At 73.5% G+C, this 22,488-nt stretch carries 23 protein-coding genes; 11 read left to right on the top strand and 12 right to left on the bottom strand.

The window, feature by feature from the left end:
- Nucleotides 1-130 precede the first annotated feature (130 nt).
- Complete coding sequence (locus BM385_RS23855) at nt 131-1,351, top strand: serine hydrolase domain-containing protein (protein ID WP_254791720.1); 1,221 nt, start codon at nt 131-133, stop codon at nt 1,349-1,351.
- Nucleotides 1,352-1,576: 225 nt separating this feature from the next.
- On the opposite strand, the gene BM385_RS27350 is transcribed toward BM385_RS23855, so the two are convergent.
- Together BM385_RS27350 and BM385_RS23845 are read right to left on the bottom strand one after the other, a co-directional pair.
- Nucleotides 1,577-2,011: a DUF7848 domain-containing protein gene (locus BM385_RS27350; protein WP_175543093.1), complete on the bottom strand. Its 435-nt coding sequence runs from the start codon at nt 2,009-2,011 to the stop codon at nt 1,577-1,579.
- Nucleotides 1,980-2,435 (bottom strand): ATP-binding protein, encoded by a 456-nt coding sequence (locus tag BM385_RS23845; RefSeq protein WP_019434390.1) that lies wholly within the window; start codon nt 2,433-2,435, stop codon nt 1,980-1,982. The genes BM385_RS27350 and BM385_RS23845 overlap by 32 nt, the downstream gene beginning before the upstream one ends.
- 134 nt (nt 2,436-2,569) lie before the next feature.
- Here BM385_RS23845 and BM385_RS23840 point away from each other — a divergent pair, with 134 nt between their 5' ends.
- The 3 genes from BM385_RS23840 (at nt 2,570) to BM385_RS23830 (ending at nt 4,121) form a co-directional block, all read left to right on the top strand.
- Nucleotides 2,570-3,460 (top strand): helix-turn-helix domain-containing protein, encoded by an 891-nt coding sequence (locus tag BM385_RS23840; protein ID WP_019434391.1) that lies wholly within the window; start codon nt 2,570-2,572, stop codon nt 3,458-3,460.
- 3 nt (nt 3,461-3,463) lie between these two features.
- Nucleotides 3,464-3,655 carry a DUF397 domain-containing protein gene (locus BM385_RS23835; protein ID WP_093844320.1) on the top strand — a complete coding sequence of 64 codons (192 nt, stop codon included), beginning with the start codon at nt 3,464-3,466 and terminating at the stop codon, nt 3,653-3,655.
- Between the two features lie 82 nt (nt 3,656-3,737).
- A complete protein-coding gene (locus BM385_RS23830; RefSeq protein ID WP_093844319.1) occupies nt 3,738-4,121 on the top strand; it encodes a VOC family protein in 384 nt (127 codons plus the stop codon).
- On the opposite strand, the gene BM385_RS23825 is transcribed toward BM385_RS23830, so the two are convergent.
- The gene (locus tag BM385_RS23825) at nt 4,122-5,144 is read right to left on the bottom strand and encodes a MerR family transcriptional regulator (RefSeq protein WP_093844352.1); all 1,023 of its coding nucleotides are present in this window, start codon (nt 5,142-5,144) and stop codon (nt 4,122-4,124) included. It abuts the gene before it with no gap.
- Between the two features lie 158 nt (nt 5,145-5,302).
- Complete coding sequence (locus BM385_RS23820; protein ID WP_093844318.1) at nt 5,303-5,821, bottom strand: NUDIX hydrolase; 519 nt, start codon at nt 5,819-5,821, stop codon at nt 5,303-5,305.
- A 294-nt stretch (nt 5,822-6,115) separates the two neighbouring features.
- On the opposite strand from BM385_RS23820, the gene BM385_RS23815 reads away from it, so the two are divergent.
- Nucleotides 6,116-6,754: a DUF4232 domain-containing protein gene (locus BM385_RS23815; RefSeq protein ID WP_019434396.1), complete on the top strand. Its 639-nt coding sequence runs from the start codon at nt 6,116-6,118 to the stop codon at nt 6,752-6,754.
- Between the two features lie 137 nt (nt 6,755-6,891).
- Here BM385_RS23815 and BM385_RS23810 read toward each other — a convergent pair whose 3' ends face one another.
- Nucleotides 6,892-7,335: a nuclear transport factor 2 family protein gene (locus BM385_RS23810; protein ID WP_093844317.1), complete on the bottom strand. Its 444-nt coding sequence runs from the start codon at nt 7,333-7,335 to the stop codon at nt 6,892-6,894.
- Nucleotides 7,332-8,063 (bottom strand): SDR family oxidoreductase, encoded by a 732-nt coding sequence (locus BM385_RS23805; protein WP_093844316.1) that lies wholly within the window; start codon nt 8,061-8,063, stop codon nt 7,332-7,334. The genes BM385_RS23810 and BM385_RS23805 overlap by 4 nt, the downstream gene beginning before the upstream one ends.
- Before the next feature lie 164 nt (nt 8,064-8,227).
- Here BM385_RS23805 and BM385_RS23800 point away from each other — a divergent pair, with 164 nt between their 5' ends.
- A complete protein-coding gene (locus BM385_RS23800) occupies nt 8,228-9,085 on the top strand; it encodes a helix-turn-helix domain-containing protein (RefSeq protein WP_093844315.1) in 858 nt (285 codons plus the stop codon).
- A 79-nt stretch (nt 9,086-9,164) separates the two neighbouring features.
- The gene (locus tag BM385_RS23795; protein WP_093844314.1) at nt 9,165-10,082 is read left to right on the top strand and encodes an aminoglycoside phosphotransferase family protein; all 918 of its coding nucleotides are present in this window, start codon (nt 9,165-9,167) and stop codon (nt 10,080-10,082) included.
- A gap of 158 nt (nt 10,083-10,240) precedes the next feature.
- Here BM385_RS23795 and BM385_RS23790 read toward each other — a convergent pair whose 3' ends face one another.
- The gene (locus BM385_RS23790; protein ID WP_254791719.1) at nt 10,241-11,218 is read right to left on the bottom strand and encodes an NmrA/HSCARG family protein; all 978 of its coding nucleotides are present in this window, start codon (nt 11,216-11,218) and stop codon (nt 10,241-10,243) included.
- Between the two features lie 120 nt (nt 11,219-11,338).
- Here BM385_RS23790 and BM385_RS23785 point away from each other — a divergent pair, with 120 nt between their 5' ends.
- Nucleotides 11,339-11,905, top strand: a complete 567-nt coding sequence (locus BM385_RS23785) for a TetR/AcrR family transcriptional regulator (RefSeq protein WP_019435921.1) — start codon at nt 11,339-11,341, stop codon at nt 11,903-11,905.
- Here BM385_RS23785 and BM385_RS23780 read toward each other — a convergent pair.
- Nucleotides 11,874-12,695 (bottom strand): pentapeptide repeat-containing protein, encoded by an 822-nt coding sequence (locus BM385_RS23780; RefSeq protein ID WP_093844313.1) that lies wholly within the window; start codon nt 12,693-12,695, stop codon nt 11,874-11,876. The genes BM385_RS23785 and BM385_RS23780 overlap by 32 nt on opposite strands.
- Before the next feature lie 389 nt (nt 12,696-13,084).
- Nucleotides 13,085-14,038 (bottom strand): GlxA family transcriptional regulator, encoded by a 954-nt coding sequence (locus BM385_RS23775; RefSeq protein ID WP_093844312.1) that lies wholly within the window; start codon nt 14,036-14,038, stop codon nt 13,085-13,087.
- Between the two features lie 88 nt (nt 14,039-14,126).
- Between BM385_RS23775 and BM385_RS23770 the strand changes: the two genes are divergently transcribed.
- A complete protein-coding gene (locus BM385_RS23770; RefSeq protein ID WP_093844311.1) occupies nt 14,127-14,849 on the top strand; it encodes a DJ-1/PfpI family protein in 723 nt (240 codons plus the stop codon).
- 61 nt (nt 14,850-14,910) lie between these two features.
- On the opposite strand, the gene BM385_RS23765 is transcribed toward BM385_RS23770, so the two are convergent.
- The 3 genes from BM385_RS23765 to BM385_RS23755 are packed head-to-tail and all read right to left on the bottom strand — an operon-like array spanning nt 14,911 to nt 18,277.
- The gene (locus BM385_RS23765) at nt 14,911-16,098 is read right to left on the bottom strand and encodes a M24 family metallopeptidase (protein WP_093844310.1); all 1,188 of its coding nucleotides are present in this window, start codon (nt 16,096-16,098) and stop codon (nt 14,911-14,913) included.
- Nucleotides 16,095-17,072 carry a methylmalonyl Co-A mutase-associated GTPase MeaB gene (gene meaB, locus BM385_RS23760; protein ID WP_019435914.1) on the bottom strand — a complete coding sequence of 326 codons (978 nt, stop codon included), beginning with the start codon at nt 17,070-17,072 and terminating at the stop codon, nt 16,095-16,097. Before meaB ends, BM385_RS23765 begins: the two co-directional genes overlap by 4 nt.
- Nucleotides 17,069-18,277: an acetyl-CoA C-acetyltransferase gene (locus tag BM385_RS23755; RefSeq protein WP_175543092.1), complete on the bottom strand. Its 1,209-nt coding sequence runs from the start codon at nt 18,275-18,277 to the stop codon at nt 17,069-17,071. Before BM385_RS23755 ends, meaB begins: the two co-directional genes overlap by 4 nt.
- 166 nt (nt 18,278-18,443) lie before the next feature.
- Here BM385_RS23755 and mce point away from each other — a divergent pair, with 166 nt between their 5' ends.
- Entirely contained in the window at nt 18,444-18,896 is a 453-nt protein-coding gene (gene mce, locus BM385_RS23750; protein WP_093844309.1) for a methylmalonyl-CoA epimerase, read from the top strand.
- A gap of 183 nt (nt 18,897-19,079) precedes the next feature.
- Complete coding sequence (locus BM385_RS23745) at nt 19,080-22,448, top strand: polarized growth protein Scy-related protein (RefSeq protein ID WP_093844308.1); 3,369 nt, start codon at nt 19,080-19,082, stop codon at nt 22,446-22,448.
- Nucleotides 22,449-22,488: the final 40 nt, after the last annotated feature.

Below are 22,488 nucleotides of genomic sequence, written 5' to 3'. Positions count from 1 at the left end.
ACCCCCATGCCGTGCCGGGTTTCCGCTGCGTAGCGTGATCGTCGTTCCCCGTTCTCTGCAAGGCGATGGAGGCAAAGCAACAATGAGGTACAGGCTTCGTCGGCGGGGTGGTCGGCAAGGGAAGCGCCTCGTGGCCCTGGCGGCGGTCACCGCGGCGCTTGTTCCGGGGATGATGGTGTCGGGAAGTGGGCCGGCCGTCGCGCACGCGGTGGTGGAGCCATCCGGGCGCAGTGTCACCGCGTCCCTGCGCGACGACCTCGAAGAATATCTGGACGATCGGGGCGCCAAGGATCATTTCTCAGCGGTCTCCCTTCGGGTGACCTATGCCGATCAGCGACCTGATATCTCGGTCGATGCGGGGACGTTCCGCTACGGCGGTGGCCGGCCGGTGAACAGCGAGGCGCTATGGCAGATCGGCAGCAACACCAAGGCGTTCACGTCCGTGCTGCTGCTTCAACTGGAGGCCGAGGGAAAGCTGTCCATGCGGGACAAGCTGGGAAAGTGGCTTCCCGAGTATCCGGCGTGGGGCGATGTCACCATCACGCAACTGCTGTCGATGACCAGCGGCATCCCCAACTACACCGAGCAGAGGGCGTTCCTCCGGGATTTCGACGCCCGTCCGTCCACGCGCTTCACGCTGGAGCGCCTGATGTCCTATGTGGAGGGCCTGCCACTGGGTCCCGCAACGTACGAGTACTCGAATACGAACTACCTCCTCGCGCAGATGATTGTCGAACGAGCGTCGCACGATACGTACGTTGAGCAGCTCGCCGAGCGCATCATCGAACCGCTCGGAATGAACGACACCTGCCTCCCCCCGTACTGCCCTCCGGGCACGGCCTCGCGCATGCCGGCGCCGTACTCCACCCATGCCGACCTGCCGAAGCATCTCAACAAGTCGGTTCCTCCGCTCGCCCTGTCCTGGGCGCAGGGGGCGGGTGGCCTGGTGAGTTCGCTGGAGGACATGACGACTTGGGACAGGGCGCTGTACAGCGGTCAACTGCTGCCCCCGGCACAGCAGCGCGAGCTGGAGTCCCTGGTCTCGATGACGACAGGTAAGCCCATCGAGAGCGTCACGGCCGACGATCCCTTCGGCTTCGGGCTCGGTCTCGTGAAGATCATCCATCCTGTGGCCGGGACGGTCTGGTTCTACGAGGGGGCCACGTACGGAAACCGGGTGCTGCACATGTACTTCCCGGAGACCGGCATGATCATCGCCCTTGCTGTGAACAGCGCCGTCGGCGAAGAGGACACGCTGCCCGACCTCGCCGGTACCGTCTACGAGACGCTTTCGGCGCAGGAGGCAACAGGCTCTCCCCTGGCACCGGCGGCCCCGGAACCGGCTGCGTAACGTCCAGGCAGTTGCACTGCGAGGACTGGGCCTCCTCGTCCTGACCTCGGCCTGCAACGTGGCAGGACACTGGGCCTGCCGAGGCCCCGGGAAGCGGCAGACCGTGATGTTCGGCCGTTCGTCGCGGTGGTGACGCGGTACGACAAGCTCGCCGTCCGCCAGGAGGCGTCCGTGCTGGTCGCGGCCATCAACGCACGGCTGTGACCAGCACCTTCGGAACACGCCCTAGCCGGTGCCGTGTACGCGCGAACCCGGCCCGCGCGCGACGCGTTCCCGCAGCGCCGCCACGCACTCCCCGCACCCGAAGAGGTGCGCGAACCGTGCCGCCGCCCGCGCCGAACCGATCCAGCTGACCGCCACCCCCGAACGCCCGCACAACGTGCACTCCCCCGTCCGGTACCAGCCGTCACCCTGGACGGTCATGACCTCGATCTCCAGGCCGGTCCCGCTGCGCTCGGTACGCCAGGGCCGGGTCAGGGTCTCGGTGTACTGCCGGTGCCCGGGATAACGGGCGGCGTGGTCCAGTTGCCAGTCCTGCACCTGGCCGAAGTCCACGCTCGGCTCGGACTTCTTCCGGCACAGATCGCACCGCATCCGGTGCGACATCGGCGCCGCGTCGGCCCTCCGGTCACGCCGGCCGAACCACATACCCAGTCCCACTGCCTTCGCCCTCCTCCAGATCGAACTCGGCCCACACCGTCTTGCCGACCACCAGCGGCGTGACGCCCCACCGCGCGGTCAGCGCGGCGATCAGCAACAGTCCACGCCCGCAGGTCGGTTCGCCCACCACGGGCCGGACAACGGGAAGCCGCTCCCCCAGCGCGTCGGTCACCTCCACCCGCAACACGGCGGGCAGCAGCATCAGGTGGACACGGAAAGCCCGCCCGGGCACGCCGCCGTGCAGCAGGGCGTTGCTGGCCAGCTCGCACACGACGAGCGCGGCGTCCTGCGCCAGCCGGGGGCAGCCCCACTCCCCCACCAGCCGTGCGGCTCGCCGCCGGGCGAGCCGCACGCTGCCGGGAACGGGGTTGTAGGAGAGGCGGTCCTGACGGAGCGCCGGGATGGGGTCGGGGACAACAGCCATGGACGATCACACCTTCCACGAGAGTGAGCGGTCGATGACTGACGGTAGATGAGCGAGCGTCGCCAGTGCAATATTCCTCAAGACGATCGTCTCGAATGAGTGAACCCGGTCGACGGGTCTGCACGGAAAGGGGTATGACTGTCACCGTGAGTCGAGGTGTTAAGCAGGTCAACCAGACCTCAACTGTCCTGGGACGCAAGCTAGGCAGCGAACTCCTGCGCCTTCGCGATGCGGCGGGCTTCAAACAGCAGGACGCAGCTGACGTGTTGAGTGCCACGCCCAGCAAGATCGTCAAGATGGAGCGCGGCTGGGTGCCGGTGCGGGATCCCGACGTCAAGGCTCTGTACGACTTCTACGGCGGCACCGACCCGGGTGCCCTGGAGCACCTGTTGCAGCTGGCCCGGCTGGACCGGGAGCGCCGGAAAGCAAAGGGCTGGTGGCAGCACTTTCCCAACAGCGGATCCCTGGTCGAGTACATCTCCATGGAGGATGCCGCCACACGGATCCGCAGCTGGGAACTCTCCTTCATCCCCGGGCTGCTGCAGATCCCCGAATACACCCGTGCTCTGGTGGTCGGCCACGGCAACTGGACCGACCCGGAGGAAATCGATCCGATTGTCGAGGTGCGTCAGAAGCGGCAGCAACGGCTGCACGGCGAAAACGCTCTGCAGGTGTATGCCGTGGTGTGGGAGCCGGTGCTACGCCAGCTCGTCGGTGGCCCGGAGGTCATGCGGCGCCAGTTGTCCCATCTCCAGGAGATGGCCGAACTGGCCACTGTGCGCTTGCAGGTCCTGCCCTTCCATGCAGGAGCACACCCTTGCGCAGGCGGTGCGTTTCACATCCTCTCGTTCGCTGAGTCCGAAGCCACCGATGTCATCTACGCGGACACTATCTCGTCGGCTCTGTGGGTTGAGAATGAGGAGGAGAGCGCCAAGTACCAGGGCTACTTCGACCGCACGTCGAGGCTGAGCCTTTCGCAGCACGACTCCCTCCAACTGATCGACGACATCCGCCGAGGAATCTAGGACATGACAGCCCTCACCTTTCGCAAGTCCAGCTACAGCAACGGGACCCCCGAGGGTGCCTGCGTTGAGGTGGCCATCATCACGCGCGCCGGGGTCGCCATACGGGATTCCAAGGACCCGAACGGACCTGTCCTGCGCCTCTCCCCGGCCGCTTGGACCGCGTTCCTCGCGACCGCGCCCACCGCACGGCGGTAGCCGGGGGGCGGGCGGGGGCGGGCACCCCAGAGCCGGGAAAATGCCTTGCCGGGGGCTCGGCCGCCCTCCCTACACTCCCGGCATGGCATGCCGCATTAGTGAACTGGTCATCGACGCCGCCGATGCCGAGCGGCTCGCCGCGTTCTGGTGTGAGGTGCTGGGCTACGTCGAACTCGGGCGGGAGGACGACGGCAGTATCGAGATCGGGCCGCCCGTCGCCGGGTTCGGCGGGCCGCAGCCCACGCTCGTGCTCAGTCCCAGCACCGACCCCCGGCGGGGCAAGCTGCCGCTCCACCTGGATGTCAGCCCCACCGACCGCGACCAGGACGCCGAACTGGAACGGCTGCTGGCGCTCGGCGCCAAGCCCGTGGACATCGGCCAGACCGGCGCGGAGACCTGGCACGTACTGTCGGATCCAGAAGGCAACGAGTTCTGCCTGCTGCGCGCCCGAATCGCCCCGGCCTGATCAGCCGGCCCGGCTCTCCGCCGGGGTACTCAGAGCCGTCGCCAGCCAGGTGAAGGGCATCGGGGCCTCCGGGCCCGCGTCGGCGGGAGGCGTTCCGTTGATGACGGCGACCAGGGACAGATACCGGTCGTGGGCGGGGTTCGCCGCGAACGGATGGTCCGCGCCTTCCCGCTGTGCTTCCGTCCGCAGTCGCTCGTACTCGCGGTAGAGCCGGGCCAGCCGTGCGCGGCGGGAGCCGCCGGGCTGCGGAGCCAGGTTCCACGGGACCGCCCGCACGAAGGCGTCGATCAGTTCCTGGACGTGCGGGGCGTCGGCCGGCGTTCCGGCGCGGTGTTCGGCAAGCAGCCGTTCCATGATCGGGGCGCCCTCCTCGTGGATGAAGTCCTGCACCGGGGCGGTGGTCACGAACCGGCCCTCGGTCGTGCCGTAGGTGTCGCGGAGTTCGGTGCGCACCGCGCTGCGGAACTCCGCGTCCTGTACCAGGTTCGCCAGCTCCAGCCACGCTTCGAGCTGGCCGGTGGTGGGGTCCTCCGGCAGTACGGGGCGGGCCGTCCGCAGCCGGTCGGCGAATCCGGGAGTGAGGTCGAGGTCCGTCACCACCTCGGTCCAGAAGGCGTCGACGATGCGTTCGCGCTCCTCGTCGGACAGGGAGGCGAGCCGGTGCAGCAGCGCGGCCTGGGCGGTAGTGCCGTGCTGCTTGAGCAGTGTGCGCAGTACCGCCCGCCGGGCGCGCAGCGCGCGGCCCTGGCGTTCGACGATCTCCAGGTGGGCGGCGAGCAGCCCGTGCAGATCGGTTTCGCCGTCGAGAAGTTGCCGGATGCCGTCGAGGCCGGTGTCCAGTTCGCGGAGGGTGCGGACCAGTTCCAGCCGGGCGATCGCGGCGACGTCGTACAGCCGGTGGCCCGCCGCCGTCACCCGGGTGGCGGGGACGATCCCGGTGTCACCGTAGTAGCGGACGGCGCTGACGCTGAGGCCGGTGCGGCGGGCCACGTCGCCGATCGGGTACAGCTCGGTGTCGTTCATGGCCGCCACTATGGGATCTCCAGTGGCTTGAGATGCAAGCCGCCTCCCCGCTCGGGTCCACACAGTCCGGCGGCCCGGCTCGGCTGGCTGGGCCGGCTCGGCCCTGCGCAGTCCGGCCCCGCCTCGCTCAGTCCCGCTCAGTTCCGGCCCACTCCCGCTCAGTCCGGCTCGGTCCCGCTCGGTCGCGGGCGGTCCCCGGCGGTCGCGGCCCCCGCCGCCGGCTCCAGCAGGCGCGTGAGCGGGGCGCGGATGTCGGCCGGGACGAGGTTGAGGGCGGCGAAGTCGCCGGGCGCTGCCCAGCGCAGGCGGTAGGTGTTGTCCGGCCCGTGCGCCTCGGCCTCCTCGCCGGACAGGACGGCGCGGCCCCGGACGTCCGTCATCAGGTAGTAGCGGGCCGGACGGTCGTAGTGGAGGCCGGTCCACACCAGGCGGTCGATCCGGGCGTCGAGCGACGTCTCCTCCCGCAACTCCCGCACCGCCGCCGCCTGCGAACTCTCGCCGTCCTCGACGTGTCCGCCGGGCAGCAGCGTGTAGTGGTGGCCTGGGCAGCCGGGGCCATGGTGGCCGGTGGCCTCGCACAGGGTGCAGCGTGCGCCCGGCGGCGTCTTCCGGTACCGCTGGATGACCAGGACGCGGTGTCCGTCGACGACCACGGCGACCGCCCGGGGGATCGGCATCCCCCGATGGTGGCAGTACGGTGCCGGTGGCGGCCAGTGGGCCATCGGGGCAGCACCGGATGCGGCTTTCCCGGGGGTATGCGGGGGTTTTCACTGGGCCATACGCAGTTCGGCGCTCGAATGTTGCAGGAATGACGGGCCAAAAGTGCACTCGGAACAGCCCGAAGGGGCTGCCCCAAAGGGCATCCGGTGCAACGGAACCCGGACACGCGCGGAATCAATCGATGATCGCCGCACCCCTACTGTGGAGTCATCAGCAAGACACCGCCCAAACCCTCACAGATGGAGATTCCGATGCGTACGCGCCGTGCCACCCGTTCCGCCCGCCTGGCCCTGGCCATCGCCGCCGCCGCCGCGCTCACCGCCACCCTCACCGCGTGCGAGGACGAGGTCCTGGACAACGGCGCCGACAGCTCCGACTCCGCCGGGGCCGGCGACGGCGGTTCCGGCGACACGACCGAGGACGACGCGGCCGACGGCGACACCGGGCGCGACGGTTCCGGTGACGGCGAGGGCAACCCGGTCGAGCAGACCTGCGGCACCACCGACCTGACCTTCACGGTGAGCACGGAGACCCAGGCCGGCGGCTACTTCCTGGTCACCGCCCAGGCCAACGAGGGCATCACCTGCCACCTGGAGGGCTCCTACCCGGCCGCCGCGTTCGGCTCCGCCGAGGAGAGCCACGCCGGCCCGGCCGGCCACGCCGTCGGCGACAGCATCAAGCTGTCCGGCGACGCCGTCGCCTACGCGGGCATCTCCCCGAAGACCACCAGCGACGACAACGGCGTGGAGTACGAGCAGCTGATCATCGGCATCCTCGGCGACGAGAGCGACCCGGCGAGCTTCCCGCTGGACGAGCCGGTCCTGGTGGACCAGCCCGTCGCCACCAACTGGACGACCGACCCGGCCGACGCCGTTCCGTTCTCCAAGTGATCCGCCCGAACCGCCCGATCCGCCAGATCCGCCAGATCCGGTGATTCACCTGATCCGGTGACCGGGCGATCCGGTGATCCGTTGATCCGCCGGGCCGGGGGCGAGCAGGGGAGGTTCCCCGCTCGCCCCCGCGGCCGTCAGGGGAAGTTGCGCAGCGGGTCGCGGCCCGTCGTCCAGGACACGCCGAGCCGCTGCCGGGCCACCCGCCAGCCGTCCGGGCCGCGCCGGAACTCCCAGTCGTACGGGCCGCCCATCGCGTACGGGTCGGCGGGGTCGGCGCCGGTGGCGACGAACCACATGTACCCGATGCCGGTGGCCGCGCCCCCGTTCACCTCGATGTGCAGGTTGAGGATGTGGTGCTGCATGGCCGGGTACGCCGCCTCGGCCTCCTCCACGGTGGCCCGGATCGCGTCCCGGCCGTGCACCGCGCCCCACGGCCCGAACTCCAGCACCGCGTCCGGCGTCCAGCCGGCGATCCAGGTGGCGAAGTCCTTGCCGTCCAGCGCCCGCCAGCCGCGCAGCAGCAGGCCCCGTACCGCCTCCTTGTCCTCCAGCAGCCGCAGCCGCTGCTCCGGGGTCACTGGGCGCTCCCGGCGGGACGGACGACGATCTCGTTGACGTCGACGTGCGGCGGCTGCGCGAGGGCGTAGGCGATCGCGTCCGCGACCGCCTCGGCGGGCAGTGCCACGGCCCGGTACGCGCGCATGGCCTCCCGGGCGTCCGGGTCACCGATGTGGTCGGCGAGTTCGGAGGTGGTGACGCCCGGCGAGACAACGGTGACCCGCAGGGAACCGTCCGACTCCTGGCGCAGTCCCTCGCTCAACGCGCGGACCGCGAACTTGGTGGCGCAGTACACGGCGGCGGTGGGCACCACCTCGTGCGCGCCGACCGAGGCGACGGTGATCAGATGCCCGCCGCCCTGGGCCGCCATCACGGGCAGCGCGGCGGCGAAGCCGTGCAGGACGCCGCGCAGGTTCACGTCGATCATCCGGTCCCACTCGTCGGTACGCAGCGCGTTCAGCGGTGAGAGCGGCATGATTCCGGCGTTGTTGACCAGGACGTCGAGCCGGCCGTGGAGTTCACGGGCGGCGGCCACGAACTCCTGGACGGAGACGGGGTCGGTGACGTCCAGCGGGCGGCAGTCGGCGGTGCCACCGACTGCCGTGATCTCGGCGGTGAGCGCGGCGAGCCGGTCGGTGCGGCGGGCGCCGAGCAGGACCCGGTGGCCGTCGGCGGCGAGCCGGCGGGCGGTCGCCTCGCCGATGCCGCTGCTGGCTCCGGTGATCGCGACGACGCGGGGTTCGGACATGGTGGTGCTCCCTGTCGGCTGGAGGGTTTTCTGGGATTCCTCGGGGCCAACCGCCCCTCGGCCCGGTCGAGTCTGGGCGCGGCGCGGAGGGCGGACCAGGACGGCCGGTGGCTGGGTGTGCCACACCCGGGCAGGGCGGTGTGCCGCTCGGTAGGCTGGGGCGCATGACGGGTAACCACCTGGGGACTTTCCTGCGGGCGCGGCGGGCGCGGGTGCGGCCGTCCGAGGTGGGCATGCCGAGCCACGGGCTGCGCCGGGTGGCCGGGCTGCGGCGCGAGGAGGTCGCGGTGCTGGCGGGGGTGAACGCGGACTACTACACCCGGCTGGAACAGGGCCGCGAACGGCACCCGTCGGCACAGGTACTGGACGCGCTCGGCCGGGCGCTGCGACTGGAACCGGAGGCGTGCGCGCATCTGCACCGGCTCGCCGGGACGGCGCCGCAGGCCCCGCCCGCGCCGCCCATGGACACGGTGTCGCCCGCGCTGCGGCTGCTGCTGGCGGGCGCCGGGCCGGCCACCCCGGCGTTCGTGATGAGCCGGGCGCTGGACGTGCTGGCCGTCAACGCCCTGGCCGGCGCGCTGTTCTCGCCGTTCGCGCGGGTGGACAACCTGGCCCGGATGACGTTCCTCGACCCGGCGGGCGCGGCCTTCTACCCCCGGTGGGAGTACACCGCGCGGACCACGGTGGCCCATCTGCGGGAGGCCGCGGGGCATGACCCGGACGATGTCCGGCTGCGCGGCCTGGTCGCGGAACTGAGCGCGGGCAGCGCCGAGTTCGCCCGGCTGTGGGCCGCCCACGACGTACGGGGCAAGACGAGCGACACCAAGCACCTGTGGCACCCGCGCACCGGGCCGCTGGAGGTGACGTACCAGGTGTTCGACGTACGGGACGCGCCGGGCCAGCAGTTGGTGGTCTACCTGGCCGAGCCGGGCGGCCCGGCCGAGCGGGCGCTGCGCCTCCTGGTGCGGGACGGTACGGACCGCCCCGGCGGTACGGACGACGGGGGCGGCACCGTGCGGTGACCCCGCCTCCGCGCCCGGGGGCCTCCGCGCACTCCTTCGTGACCTGGAAACGAATGAACTGCACGAAGGAGAATCACACATGAACACCTCTGCTCCCTTCGCCGTGCCGGACGCGTTCCGCGCGGCACACGACGCCGCCTGGACGGACACGCTGCCCGGCCTGGTCGCGGAGCTGCTGGAGCGGTGGACGCTGCGGCCGGACGGGGCCGTGGGGCACGGCATGGCCGGGATCGTGCTGCCGGTGCGCCGCGCCGACGGGCTGCCCGCCGTGCTGAAGATCCAGCGGCCGAGCGAGGACGACGCGGCCGTGGTGCCGGGCCTGCGCGCCTGGAACGGGCGGGGCATCGTCCGGCTGCTCGATCACGACGCCGCCGGCAGTGGCGCCCTGCTGCTGGAACGGCTGGACGCCGCACGGCCGTTGTCGTCCCTCGACGACGACGTGAAGGCGTGCGACATCCTCGGCGGGCTGCTGGCCCGGCTGGTGGCCGTGCCGGCGCCGCCCGGGATCCGGCGCCTGGCCGATATCGCCGGGGCGATGGTGGACGCGGCCCCCGCCGCCGTCCGGTCGCTGGCCGATCCGGACGAGCGGCGGCTGGTGGCCGTCTGCGCGGACGCGGTGGCCGAGGTGCTGGGCGAGGCGGGCGACCGGCTGCTGCACTGGGACCTGCACCAGGACAACGTGCTGGCCGGTACCCGGGAGCCGTGGCTGGCGATCGACCCCGAACCCCTGGCCGGGGACCCGGGGTTCGACCTGTGGCCGGCGCTGGATTCCCGGTGGGAGGAGGTCGTCGCGGCCGGCGGTGACCCGCGCGGTACGGTGCTGCGCCGCTTCGATCAGCTGACCGAGCGGGTGGGTCTCGACCGGCGGCGGGCGGCGGTGTGGACGCTGGGCCGGGTGCTCCAGAACGCGCTGTGGGACATCGAGGACGGCAAGGCCGCGCTGGAGCCACCCCAGGTGGAGCTGGCGCGCGTGCTGTTGACGGACCGGATGCCGTAACGGCAGCCGGGGCGGCGGGGGCCGCGCGGCAGCCGTAGCCGTAGCGGGCACCGAGCGGCAGCGGCGGCGGATACTGCGCGGTGGCGGCAGCCGCAGCGGCGGCGGGTGCCGCGCGGTGGCGGCAGCGCCGGCCGGTACCGCACAGCAGTGCCGTGGGGTCAGGCGGTGGGCCGCAGGGTCTCGCGCGCCCACTGTGCGAAGCCGGTGACCGGGATGCCGAGTGCCTCGGCGAAGGCGGGGCGCGCGGGCTGGCCGGCCACGTTCATCAGTTCGTGGGAGGCTCCCATGCCCGGCATCCCGGCCGCGGTGGCCTGCTCCTCGGTCATGTCGGGGGCGGTCAGCTCGGCGTCCAGCACCCGGGAGAGGATCGCGGCGATCTCGGTCATCGGCAGATAGTCGCCGGCCAGGTCGAGTTCCACCCGGTGGAACCGGACCGGGTCGGCGACGGCCGCGGCGGCGGTGGTGCCGACATCGGCGGCCGCGACGAGGGACAGCCGGGTCGTGGGCTTGATGACGCTCACCAGGCCGCCGGCCACCCCGCGCGGGATGAGGAATTCCATGGCGGGCTCGAAGTTCTCCATGAAGAAGGCGGGCCGGATCAGCGTCCAGGAGGGGAAGTCCGCCGCACGTACCGCGTCCTCGATACCGGACTTGGCGGCGAAGTAGGGCGTCATGGCGGCCCAGCCGGACCACTGGGGTGCCTCGTTGCGCGAGACGGAGGTGTGGACGAACTGGGGCACGCCGGTGGCGCGGGCGGCTTCGACCAGGTTGCGGCCCTGGGCGAGTTCGCCGTCGAAGCCCCGGGCGGCGAAGTCGGGCATCTGGACGGAGAAGACGGCGCGGGCGCCGTCGGCGGCGCGGCGCAGCGAGGCGGGGTCGTCGAGGTCGCCGGTGACCAGGGTGGCGCCGAGCGCTTCGACGGCGCGGGCGCGGGCGGTGCCGGGGTCGCGGACCAGGGCCCGGACGGGGACACCGGCGGCGAGCAGGGCGCGGGCGGTGGCGCCGCCCTGGCGGCCGGTGGCGCCGGTGACCAGGACGGGGGCGGCGGGATCGACCGCAGCGGGCTCGACGGCGGCGGGCTCGGTGGCGGCGGCGTGCGGGGCGGCGGCGGGACCGGCGGCGGGATCGCTGGGCATGGGGGTGCACCTCGGTTTCGGGGCAGGCACGGAGAGCTAAACGGCGGGGCCCGCCGTTTACGTTTCGGTACGATACGGAGGACCCCGCCACTTGGCAAACCCCCTCCGGAGGCGCCCACCATGCCCGCCCAGCAGCGCGCGGACGCCCGGCGCAATCACGCCCTGATCCTCGCCGTGGCCGAAGCCGAGGTCGCCGCCCACGGCGCCGACACCTCCCTGGAACAGGTCGCCCGCGCCGCCGGCGTCGGATCGGCCACCGTGCGCCGCCACTTCCCCAGCCGCCGCGCCCTGCTCGACGCCGTCTTCCAGGAGCGCGCCGAAGCCCTGTGCGCCCGCGCCCGCGCGCTGGCCGACACCCCGGACAGCCGGGCCGCGCTGCTCACCTGGCTGAGCGACGTCACCGCGTACGCCGCCTCCGCCCGGGGCATGGCCACCACCCTCACCTACGACGAGGCGCACGTGTCCCTGTGCTCCACGAAACTGAGCGACGCCGCCGACCCCCTGCTGCGGCGCGCCGCCCGGGACGGCGCGATCGCCCCGGACCTCACCATCGCCGATCTGCTGACCCTGGTCACCGGCATCGCGCTGGCCACCGAGCACCACCGCGACCCGGCCGCCGAGGCGGACCGGCTGCTCGCCCTGACCGTGGCCGGGATCAGCCCGCCGGCCAGTGGGCGGGCCGGCTGAGCCCTTCGGGCAGCCGGGTGGCCCCGTCGCCCCGGGCGGCGTTCAGCTGCGCCTGGGTGAGGAAGAGCGCGTCGCGCAGATCCGCCCCGTGCAGCCGCGCGTCGCGGAGGTCCGCGCCGATCAGATCGGCCAGCGACAGCCGCGCCGACCGCAGATCGGCGGCGATCAGCCGCGCACCGCGCAGGTTCGCGCCGCGCAGCTCGGCGCCCTTCAGCCGGGCGCCGATGAGATCGGCACCCCGGTGGTTGCGGCGGCGGCCCGGAAGCCCGGCCCGTACCCGTTCGCTGACCCGCAGCAGCAGCGCGCTGACTTCGTCCCGGTGGCCGGCCACCTCAGTGGCGCGCAGTTCCTCGGGGGTACCGGCCGCCAGCCGCTCCGTCGCCTCCAGCGCCCGGCGCACCTCACCGTGCAGCGGGGCGGCGGGCCGCAGGGTCAGGGCCTCCGTCAGGTACCACAGCAGTTCGTGGAGCTGCCGGACGACGGGAAAGGCCGCGAACATGGCGCGGGCGGTCGCCGGGTCCTCCCGCCAGTCGCGTCCCCCGAACGTGTGCTGCGAGACGCGCTGCCCGGCGCCGAAGCAGTCGTAGACGGTGCAGCCGGCGTACCCGGCCGGGCGCAGCCGCTCATGGATGCCGCAGCGGAAGTCGTCCCGCAGCTGCGCACAGGGCCGGCCGGCGGGCTTGTCGGCCGCGAAGTCGGCGGAGGCGGCGAACGGCAGGGCGACGCAGCACAGCGCGAAACAGCTGGCGCAGTCGGCCCGGAGGAGGGGAAGCGGTGCGGGACGGGACACGGGGGACAGTGTGCCAGGGGAAACGCCACGGACGTACTGGTTTGTGCCGCGCTTCCGCGCGGACGGCCGGCACCACGGGCTGCCGCACGCCAGGTGGGGAGGACCTGTCCGGTGGTGGCGCGCGGGCGATGGGGCATCGACCGGGGCCTGATCGAGCTCCGGTTCCGGCACCTGATGCGGGTGGCCATCTCCGTGAGGGGGGAGCGATCTCCTCATCCACGCCGCTGAAGCGGCTGCCCTCGGGATCGCGGAAGGACGCCAACCGCTTCTCCCAGTGGCTCGGGTTCGGCAACCGCGGCGTCATCGCCGGCAACGACCCGGTCGAGCGGGAGAAGGCGATGCAGTGCATCGGGTCGGCCGCCGGCGCCCCGTGCCCGGGCGCAACAGCTTCAGCCGTGCCGGGCCGCCCGCCGGTACGCCGACGGCGTGGTCGCGAACAGATCGGCGAAGGCCTGCCGCAGCGTCTCGGTGGTTCGCAGTCCGCACTGGCGGGCGATGGCGGTGAGCGGCAGGCTGGTGGCGGCCAGCAGCTGGGCGGCGGCTTCGGCGCGCACGGCGCGCACGTGCCGGGCAGGTGTGGTGCCGAGCTCCGCCGCGAACAACCGGGTGAGGTGACGCGGGCTCACCCCGGCGAATCGCGCCAGCGTGGCAGCGTCGAGGTCGGCGTCCGGGTGGGCGGTGATGTGTTCGCAGACCTCCCGGACCAGCCGGTGGTCGGGCGGCGGCGCCGCCACGTGCATGCTCACCTGCGCCTGGTTGCCCGGCCGCTGCAGGTACGCGACCAGCAACCGGGCCACCTCGCGGGCCAGCGCCGGGCCGTGGTCCTGCTCCACCAGGTCGAGCGTGAGGTCGATCGCGCTGGTGACGCCCGCCGAGGTATGGACATTGCCGTCGGAGACGAACAGCGACGCGGGGTCCACGGTCACGGCCGGGTACCGGGCGGCCAGCTCCGCCGCCCACGTCCAGTGCGTGGTCGCCCGGCGCCGGTCCAGCAGGCCGGCCGCGGCCAGCAGGGTGGCGCCCGTGCACACCGAGACCACCCGGCGGCTGAGCCCGGCCAGCCGGCGCAGGTGGACGAGCAGCCGGGCGTCCTCGGCAGCGGTCCGATGCCCCGGCCCGCCCGCCACCACCACGCTGTCCAACCGGCCGCCGACCCGCTCCAGGGCGTCGGCGGCGAGGGTGAGGCCGCAGCTCGTGCGTACCGGCAGGCCACCGAGCGAGACCAGCTCGACCCGGTATCCGGGGTTCGCGCCCCAGCGCGTGGCCGCGTCGAACACGCCTGTCGGGCAGGAGATGTCGAGCAGTTCGGTGTCCGGGTAACCGATCACGACCACACGGCGCATCAGCGGCTCCTGGCGTCCGGAAGACAGGGATCACAGGATTCCAGACACGGTCCGCGCGACGGCCGTTCACCCCGGCAAAGCTGGTGGCATGACAACGACCAAGACCATCGCGTTCGTGCTCTACCCCGGCCTGACCACCCTCGACTTCGTGGGGCCGCTCCAGGTCATCAGCGGCTTGCAGGGACTCGGGCTCGGCTTCGAGGCGGTCACGGTGGCAGCGGCCCGCCGGCCGCTGCCGACGGACAGCCCGGTGTCCGTAACCGCCTCCCACACCTTCGAGCAGGTGCCCGCGCCGTACGGCCTGATCGTCCCGGGCGGCGGTGCCCCGACCTTCGCCGCCCTCGCGGACGAACAGCTGACCGGCTACGTCCGGCAGGCGGCCCAGGACGCCGAGGTGGTGGGCTCGGTCTGCACCGGCTCGCTGATCCTCGGGGCCGCCGGTCTGCTCGAGGGCCGTGAGGCGGTCACCCACTGGGCTGCCATGCCGATGCTGCGCGCCTTCGGCGCGACACCCGTGTCCCGGCGCTGGGTCGCGGACGGGCGCGTGCTCACGGCCGCCGGAGTGGCGGCGGGCATCGACATGGCCCTGCACCTGGTCACCGAGCTGGTGGGCGAGGATGCCGCCCGGACGATCCAGGCCGCCATCGAGTACGACCCGCAGCCGCCGCTCGGCCCGATCGACTGGGACCGCGTGGACCGCGCGTTCATGGAGTCCGTGATCAGGTCGGCGGCCGAGAAGGGCCTGGCAGACCATCCGGAGCTGCTCGCCCGCCTCGCTACGGCCGACGGGGCCCGGAGCGTGTCCCCCTGATGGCCCGGTGTTCCATGTCTCGCGCGCGGGGCCGCCGACGCGGGGCGCAGGCGAACGCGGCTCACCCCGGGTGCGGGGTCCGGGTGAGGACCTCGCAGGCGTCCTCGGTGACCAGGGCCGTGTCGGAGAAGGCGTAGGTGCCCAGCGCCGTGTCCAGTAGCCAGGACTGGACGTGGAAGGTCATCCCGGCGCGCAGTTCCATGGTGTTGCCGGGGCGCAGGGTGCGGGTGCCGCCCATCCAGCCGGGTGGGAAGCCGATGCCGACCAGGTAGCCGCAGTGGTGGCGCGCGTACGGTTCGCCGGTGGCCGTCTCGATGACCGTGCGCCAGGTGTGGAAGACCTGTTCGGCGGTGGCGCCGGGGCGCAGCGCCGCGCACAGCGCGTCCATGGCGGCGCGGGAGGTGGCGGCGGCCCGGGCCGCTCCGGGGGTGCCGGGGGCGGGGCGGAGCCGGGCGAGGGGGGCGTGGTAGCGGCCCCGGGCGGCGGAGAGTTCGAGGAAGACGCCGTCGCCGGGTCCGAGGCGGCGCCGTGACCAGGTGAGGTGTTCCCGGTCGAGGCGGCCGGTGTCGCGGACCAGCGGGGCGAAGGCGGGCAGGTCGCCGCCCGCGGTCAGCATGGCCGCGTAGACGGCGGCGGCGATCTCGTGTTCGCCCGCTCCGGCGCCCGCCGCGTCCAGGCCGGCGGCCATGGCGGTGTCGGAGAGCCGGGCGGCCTCGCGGATGCGAGCGATCTCGCGCGGGGTGTGGACGGCGCGCTGGCCGCCGAGCAGGTCCTGGCCGTCGGTCCAGACGATGCCCGCCGCCGTCCGCAGCCGGTCCCAGGCGGCGGGCGGCAGGCTGAGCGAGGCGGGCTGGTAGCCGACGACGGGGGCGTCCGGGAGGAGCGGGGTGAGCGCTTCCAGCAGGGCGTCGGCAGGGTCGGTGGCGTCGTCGTAGCCGTGGTGGGTCACGCCGTGGGTCTGGGCGAGGGCGGTGGGGGTCTCCATGGCGCGTTCGATCAGCACCGGTCTGCCGTACAGCGGCACCACCAGGGCGGTGAGCGCGAAGTGGCCCTGGTGGTCGAGGCCGCACAGGTAGTGGACGTCCTCGGGGGCGGTGACGAGCAGGGCGTCGAACCCGTGCCGTTCCATGGCGGCGCGGGCGGTGAACAGCCGCTGCGCGTACTCCTCGGGCGGGAAGCCGGGCTCGGGCAGGGTGGCCGGCCCGGTCGCCGGGCCGGCCTCCCCGGGGGCGGCGGGGTGTGCCGTCACCGGCCGGTCACCTCCGCCAGCAGCGCGTCGGCCGCCGCGTACGGGTCCAGTTCGCCGGCGACGATGCGGGCGGAGAGGGCGCCCAGCCGGTGGTCGCCGCCGATGTCGGCGATGCGGGCGCGCAGCGCCGTCACCGCGATGGACTCGATCTCCCGGGCGGCGCGCCGGGTGCGGCGGGCGGTGAGTTCGCCGTGCTCCTCCATCCACGCCCGGTGCTTGTCCAGCGCGGCCACCACGTCGTCCACGCCCTCGCCGTGCGCCGCCACGGTCTTGGTGACGGTGGGGCGCCAGTCGCCGGGGCCGCGCGGCGCGCCCAGGCCGAGCATGTGGTTCAGCTCGCGGACGGTGGCGTCGGCGCCGTCCCGGTCGGCCTTGTTGACGACGAAGACGTCGCCGATCTCCAGGATTCCGGCCTTGGCGGCCTGGATGCCGTCGCCCATGCCGGGAGCGAGCAGCACCACGGTGGTGTCGGCCTGGGAGGCGATCTCCACCTCCGACTGCCCGACCCCCACGGTCTCCACCAGGATCACCTCGCAGCCGGCCGCGTCCAGCACCCGGACGGCCTGCGGGGCGGCCTCGGCGAGGCCGCCGAGGCGGCCCCGGGTGGCCATGGAGCGGATGTAGACGCCGGGGTCGGAGGCGTGGTCGTTCATCCGCACCCGGTCGCCCAGCAGCGCGCCGCCGGAGAACGGGGAGGACGGGTCGACGGCGAGCACCCCGACCCGTTTCCCGGCCCGGCGGTAGGCGGTGGTGAGCGCGGAGGTGCAGGTGGACTTGCCGACGCCGGGCGAGCCGGTGAGGCCGATGACGTAGGCGCCGCCGCTGTGCGGGGCGAGCGCCGCCATCACCTCGCGCAGCTGGGGGGCGCCGCCCTCCACCACGGAGATGAGCCGGGCCACCGCGCGCGGGTCGCCGCGCCGGGCGCGGGCCACGAGATCGGGTACGTCCACGGTGCGTGCCCCCGCGCCGCTCATCGGCGCGGCACCCGCAGGATGAGGGCGTCGCCCTGGCCGCCGCCGCCGCACAGCGCGGCGGCGCCGGTGCCGCCGCCGCGCCGGGCGAGCTCCAGCGCGAGATGGAGCACGATCCGCGCCCCGGATGCCCCGATCGGGTGACCCAGGGCAATCGCCCCGCCGTTCACATTCACCCTTTCGTGGCCAATTCCGAGATCCTTCATTGACTGCGCCGCCACCGCGGCGAACGCCTCGTTGATCTCCACCAGATCGAGGTCGCCCACCTCCAGGCCGTCCTTGCGCAGCGCGTGCAGGATCGCGTTCGAGGGCTGCGAGTGCAGCGAGTTGTCCGGCCCGGCGACGTTCCCGTGCGCGCCGATCTCGGCGATCCACTCCAGGCCCAGTTCCTCCGCCTTCGCCTTCGACATCACCACCACGGCGGCGGCGCCGTCGGAGATCTGGGAGGCGGAACCGGCGGTGATGGTGCCGTCCGGCCGGAACGCCGGCCGCAGCCGGCCCAGCGTCTCCACCGTGGTGTCGGGGCGGATGCCCTCGTCCGCGTCCACGATCAGCGGATCGCCCTTGCGCTGCGGTACGGCGACCGGGGTGATCTCGGTGGCGAACAGCCCGTTCTTGCGCGCCTCGGCGGCCCGCCGGTGGGAGGCCGCCGCGATCTCGTCCTGCTCGGCGCGGCCGATACCCAGCCGGTCGTTGTGCGCCTCGGTGGACTCCCCCATGGCGATGCCCTCGAAGGCGTCGGTCAGCCCGTCGCGGGCCATCGAGTCCAGCACCTCGACCGCGCCGTACTTGTAGCCGGCCCGGGAGCCCGGCAGCAGATGCGGGGCGTTCGTCATGGACTCCTGGCCGCCCGCGACGATCACGTCGAACTCGCCGGCCCGGATCAGCTGGTCGGCCAGCGCGATGGCGTCGAGCCCGGACAGGCAGACCTTGTTGACGGTCAGGGCCGGCACGGTCATCGGGATACCGGCGTGCACGGCGGCCTGCCGCGCCGGGAGCTGCCCGGCCCCGGCCTGGAGCACCTGCCCCATGATCACATACTGCACCCGGTCGCCGGTGATCCCGGCCCGCTCCAGCGCCGCCCGGATGGCGAAGCCCCCCAGTTCGGCGCCGCTGAAGTCCTTGAGCGAGCCGAGCAGGCGGCCCATCGGGGTGCGGGCCCCCGCCACGATCACCGACGTGAGGGGGGAAGCGTTGGCAGACATCATGCGGCTCCTTTGCCCGGGAACATGTGCTGGCGAACCTTCCGGCGTGAACGGCCGTTCACATCACGGTGCTGTCAATGTACGCAGTCGCCCACCCGCCGGTCACCGTCACGGAAATGTGACGGTGGGCACGTTGCGCGGTCACCGCGCGTGGCGATCCACTGGTCCCATGCTGACGCGCATCGATCACATCGGAATCGCCTGCACCGACCTGGACGCCACCGCCGCGTTCTACCGGACCACCTACGGCTTCGAGGTCTTCCACACCGAGGTCAACGAGGAACAGGGGGTGCGCGAGGCCATGCTGCGCATCAACGGCACCGACGACGGCGGCGCCTCCTGGATCCAGCTCCTCCAGCCGCTGGACGCCGACAGCCCGGTCGGTAAATGGCTCGCGAAGAACGGTGAAGGAGTGCATCACATCGCCTTCGGCACCGCCGATGTCGAGGCGGACGCCGAAACCGCCAGGCAGGCGGGGGTACGGGTGCTCTACGACACGCCCCGCGCCGGGTCCATGGGCTCCCGGATCACCTTCCTGCACCCGAAGGACTGTCACGGAGTGCTCACAGAACTGGTCACCGCCGTCCCGCCCAAGGCTGTTGAAGGGGCCTCGGGCCACTGACGCAGGCTGCACCGGCCGGTAGAGTGGCCGGGCCGGGGCATGGGGCTCACTCTCGACACCCCTGTCCGGCGAAGAACTCCGACCGGCGGCGGCCCGTACTGGTGCTCCACTCCACGCTCCAGCGGACAGCGGCCGGAACCGGATCACCCTTAACCACGACCAGGGGACGGATGGGACCGCGCGGTGCGGGGCTACGACAGCGTGCAGGCTGACGACCACCTCTCTCGTTTCGAAGCCGAGATGGAACGGCTGAAGAAGGAGCGGGAGAAGGCGGTCGACCATGCCGACGACCTCGGCTACCAGGTCGAGGTGCTGCGCGCCAAGCTGCACGAGGTCCGGCGGGTGCTGGCGGTGCGCCCCGCCTACGCCGACCCCGGCGGGCACGCCGAGCAGCTGCTGCGCAACGCCCAGCACCAGGCCGACGCCATGCGGGTGGAGGCCGAGCGCGAGCTGCGCGAGGCACGCACCCGCGCCCAGCGCGTCCAGCAGGAGCAGTCCGAGGCGCGCGCCCGGATGGAGGCCGAGCTGCACGCCGAGGCGGTCGCCCGCCGGCAGCGGCTCGACGAGGAGCTGGCGCAGCGCCGCTCCACCGTCGAATCCCACGTCAACGAGAACGTCGCCTGGGCCGAGCAGCTGCGCGCCCGCAGCGAGTCCCAGGCCCGCCGGCTCATGGAGGAGACCAGGGCCGAGCACGAGCGCACCATCGCCCAGGCCCGCGCCGAGGCGCACCGGCTGACCGAGGAGTCCCGGCAGCGCGCCGCTCTGGAGGAGCGCACCGCCCGCGCCGAGGCCGAGGACCTGCTGCGCCGCTCCCGCGCCGACGCCGAGCGGCTGCTGGCCCAGGCCAACGCCCAGGCCCAGGAGGCCGCCGAGCACGCCGAGCGGCTGCGCACCGCCACCGCGCAGGAGGCGGAGACCGGCCGCCGCGAGACCACCGCGCTGGTGCGCAAGGCCGAGGAGCGCCTGGAGCAGGCCAAGTCGGTGCTGCGCACCGCCAAGGAGGACGCCGAGCAGCTGCTGGCCGAGGCCACCGAGGAGGCCGAGAAGCGGCGGGCGGCCGGCGAGAGCGAGTACGAGCAGCGCTCCGCCACCGCCAAGGCCGAGGTCGCCCGGATGGTGTCCGAGGCCACCCGGGACGCCGAGCGGCGCCGCGCCGAGGCCGAGCAGGTACTGGCCGACGCGCAGGCGAAGGCGGAGCAGCTGACCTCCGAGGCCGCCGAGGAGGCCCGTTCCAAGGCCGCCGAGGAGTACGCCGCCCAGCTGGCGGAGGCCGCCCGCACCGCCGAGGAGGTGCTGAACAAGGCCGCCAAGGAGGCCCAGGAGACCACCAAGGCGGCCACCGAGGAGGCCGAGCGGCTGCGCGAGGCCGCCGAGGCCGAGGCCGACCGGCTGCGCGCCGAGGCGCACGACGTCGCCGAGCAGCTCAAGGGCGCGGCCCAGGACGACACCAAGGAGTACCGGGCCAAGACCGTCGAGCTCCAGGAGGAGGCGCGGCGGCTGCGCGGCGAGGCCGAGCAGCTGCGGGCGGAGGCCGTCGAGGAGGGCGAGGCGATCCGCGCCGAGGCCCGCCGGGACGCCGCCGCGAAGATCGAGGAGGCCGCCGCCCGCGCCGAGGAGCTGCTGGCGCAGGCCAAGTCCGACGCGGAGGAGACCCGGGCCGGCGCCACCGCCGAGAGCGAGCGGGTACGGACCGAGGCGATCGAGCGCGCCACCACGCTGCGCAACCAGGCCGAGCAGGCGCTGTCCCGGGCGCGTACCGAGGCCGAGTCGCTGGTGGCCGAGGCCACCGGGCAGGCCGAGCGCACCACCACGGAGGCCGAGGAGGCCGCCCGCCGGCTGCGCGAGGAGACCAAGGAGGCCACCCGTGCCGAGCGGGAGGCCGCCCAGCGCGAGCTGGACCGGCTGCGCGAGGAGGCCGAGAGCCGGGTCACCGCCGCCGAGGAGGCGCTGGGCGAGGCGCGCTCGGAGGCCGAGCGGCTGCGCATCGAGGCCGCGTCGGAGGCCGAGCGGCTGCGCGCCGAGGCCGCCGAGCGGATCCGCCAGCTGACCGAGCAGGCCGAGCAGGCCGCCCAGCAGCTGCGGGACGAGGCCACCGCCGACGCCGCCAGGACCCGGGTGGAGGGCGAGGAGTACGCCGTGCGGCTGCGCGGCGAGGCCACCGCCGAGGCCGAGCGGGTGCGGCAGGAGGCGGAGGCCGCCGCCGACCGGGTACGGGAGCGGGCCGCCGCCGCGGCCGAGCGCACCGCCGCCGAGGCCGCGCAGGCGCTGGCCGACGCGCAGGAGGAAGCCGCCCGGCTGCGGGCCGAGGCCGACCGGCTGCTGGCCGAGGCGCACGACGCGGCGCACCGCGAGCGGGCCGAGGCCCGCGAGCAGAGCGAGGAGCTGCTGGCCGCCGCCCGCGCCAAGGTGGACGACGCCGAGCGGCGCGCCGAGACGCTGGTGGCCGCCGCCGAGCACAAGGCGCAGCGCGAGCGGGACTCGGTGGCCGGGCTGCGCGAGGAGGCGGCGGCGGAGATCGCCACGCACCGCGCGGAGGCCGAGCGCGAGGTGGCCCGCGTCCTGCGCGAGTCCGCGGAGGAGAAGGAAGCGGCCCAGGCGCTGGCCGAACACACCGTCAAGGAGGCCATCGCCGAGGCCGACCGGGTGCGCTCGGAGGCGGAGGCCGCCGCCGAGCGGACCCGTGCGGACGCCGACGCGCTGGCCGACAGCGCCCGCCGCGAGGCGTCCCGCAAGCGCAACGAGGCGGCGGCGCAGGCCGACGAGCTGCTGTCCAAGGCGCAGGAGGAGGCGCGTCGGATCAGCGCCACCGCCGAGGAGCAGTCCGACACCATGGTGGCCGCGGCCCGCAAGGAGGCCGCCCGGGTCGTCTCGGACGCCCAGGACACCGGCAGCGAGCTGGTGGAGAGCGCCCGCGCGGACGCCAACACGCTGCTGGAGGAGGCCCGCCGGGACGCGGCCGGTATCCGGGAGCGCGCCGAGGAACTGCGGACCCGGGTCGAGTCGGAGGTCGAGGCGCTGCACGACCGGGCCCGCCGGGAGTCGGCCGAGCAGACCCGGGCCGCCGGCGAGCGGGTCGACAAGCTCATGCGCGCCGCCGACGAGCAGCGCGCCGAGGCCCGCCAGGCGGCCGAGAAGCTGGTCGCGGACGCCAACTCCGAGGCGAGCAAGGTCCGGATCGCGGCCGTGAAGAAGGCCGAGGGTCTGCTGAAGGACGCCGAGCGCAAGCGCTCCGAGGTGCTGCGCGAGGCGCAGAAGATCCGTTCCGACGCCGAGCGGGACGCGCGCCGGGCCGTCGAGGAGAGCAAGCGCGAACTGGAGAAGCTCAGCCGCCGCCGCGAGGACATCAACGCGGAGATCTCCCGCGTGCAGGATGTGCTCGCCGCGCTCGATTCCTTCGGGGAGCCCAAGGGCGCCGCGAAGGCCGGCGGGAAATCCGGCGGCGGCAAAGGCGGTAAGGGTTCCGGTGGTTCGGGTGGCCTCGGTACGGTCACCGCGGGCGCCGGTGCCGGTGCCGCGCCCCGTCCCGGCGGCGGAAAACCCTCCCGGGGCTGACCGGAGATGAATTCCACACCACTCGTTCGAGCGTTTGGGG

Source organism: Streptomyces harbinensis, from assembly GCF_900116145.1.
Taxonomy (GTDB): domain Bacteria; phylum Actinomycetota; class Actinomycetes; order Streptomycetales; family Streptomycetaceae; genus Streptomyces; species Streptomyces carpaticus.
The sequence above is the reverse complement of the archived record's forward strand: the minus strand, read 5'-3'. Positions and strand labels throughout refer to the sequence as shown.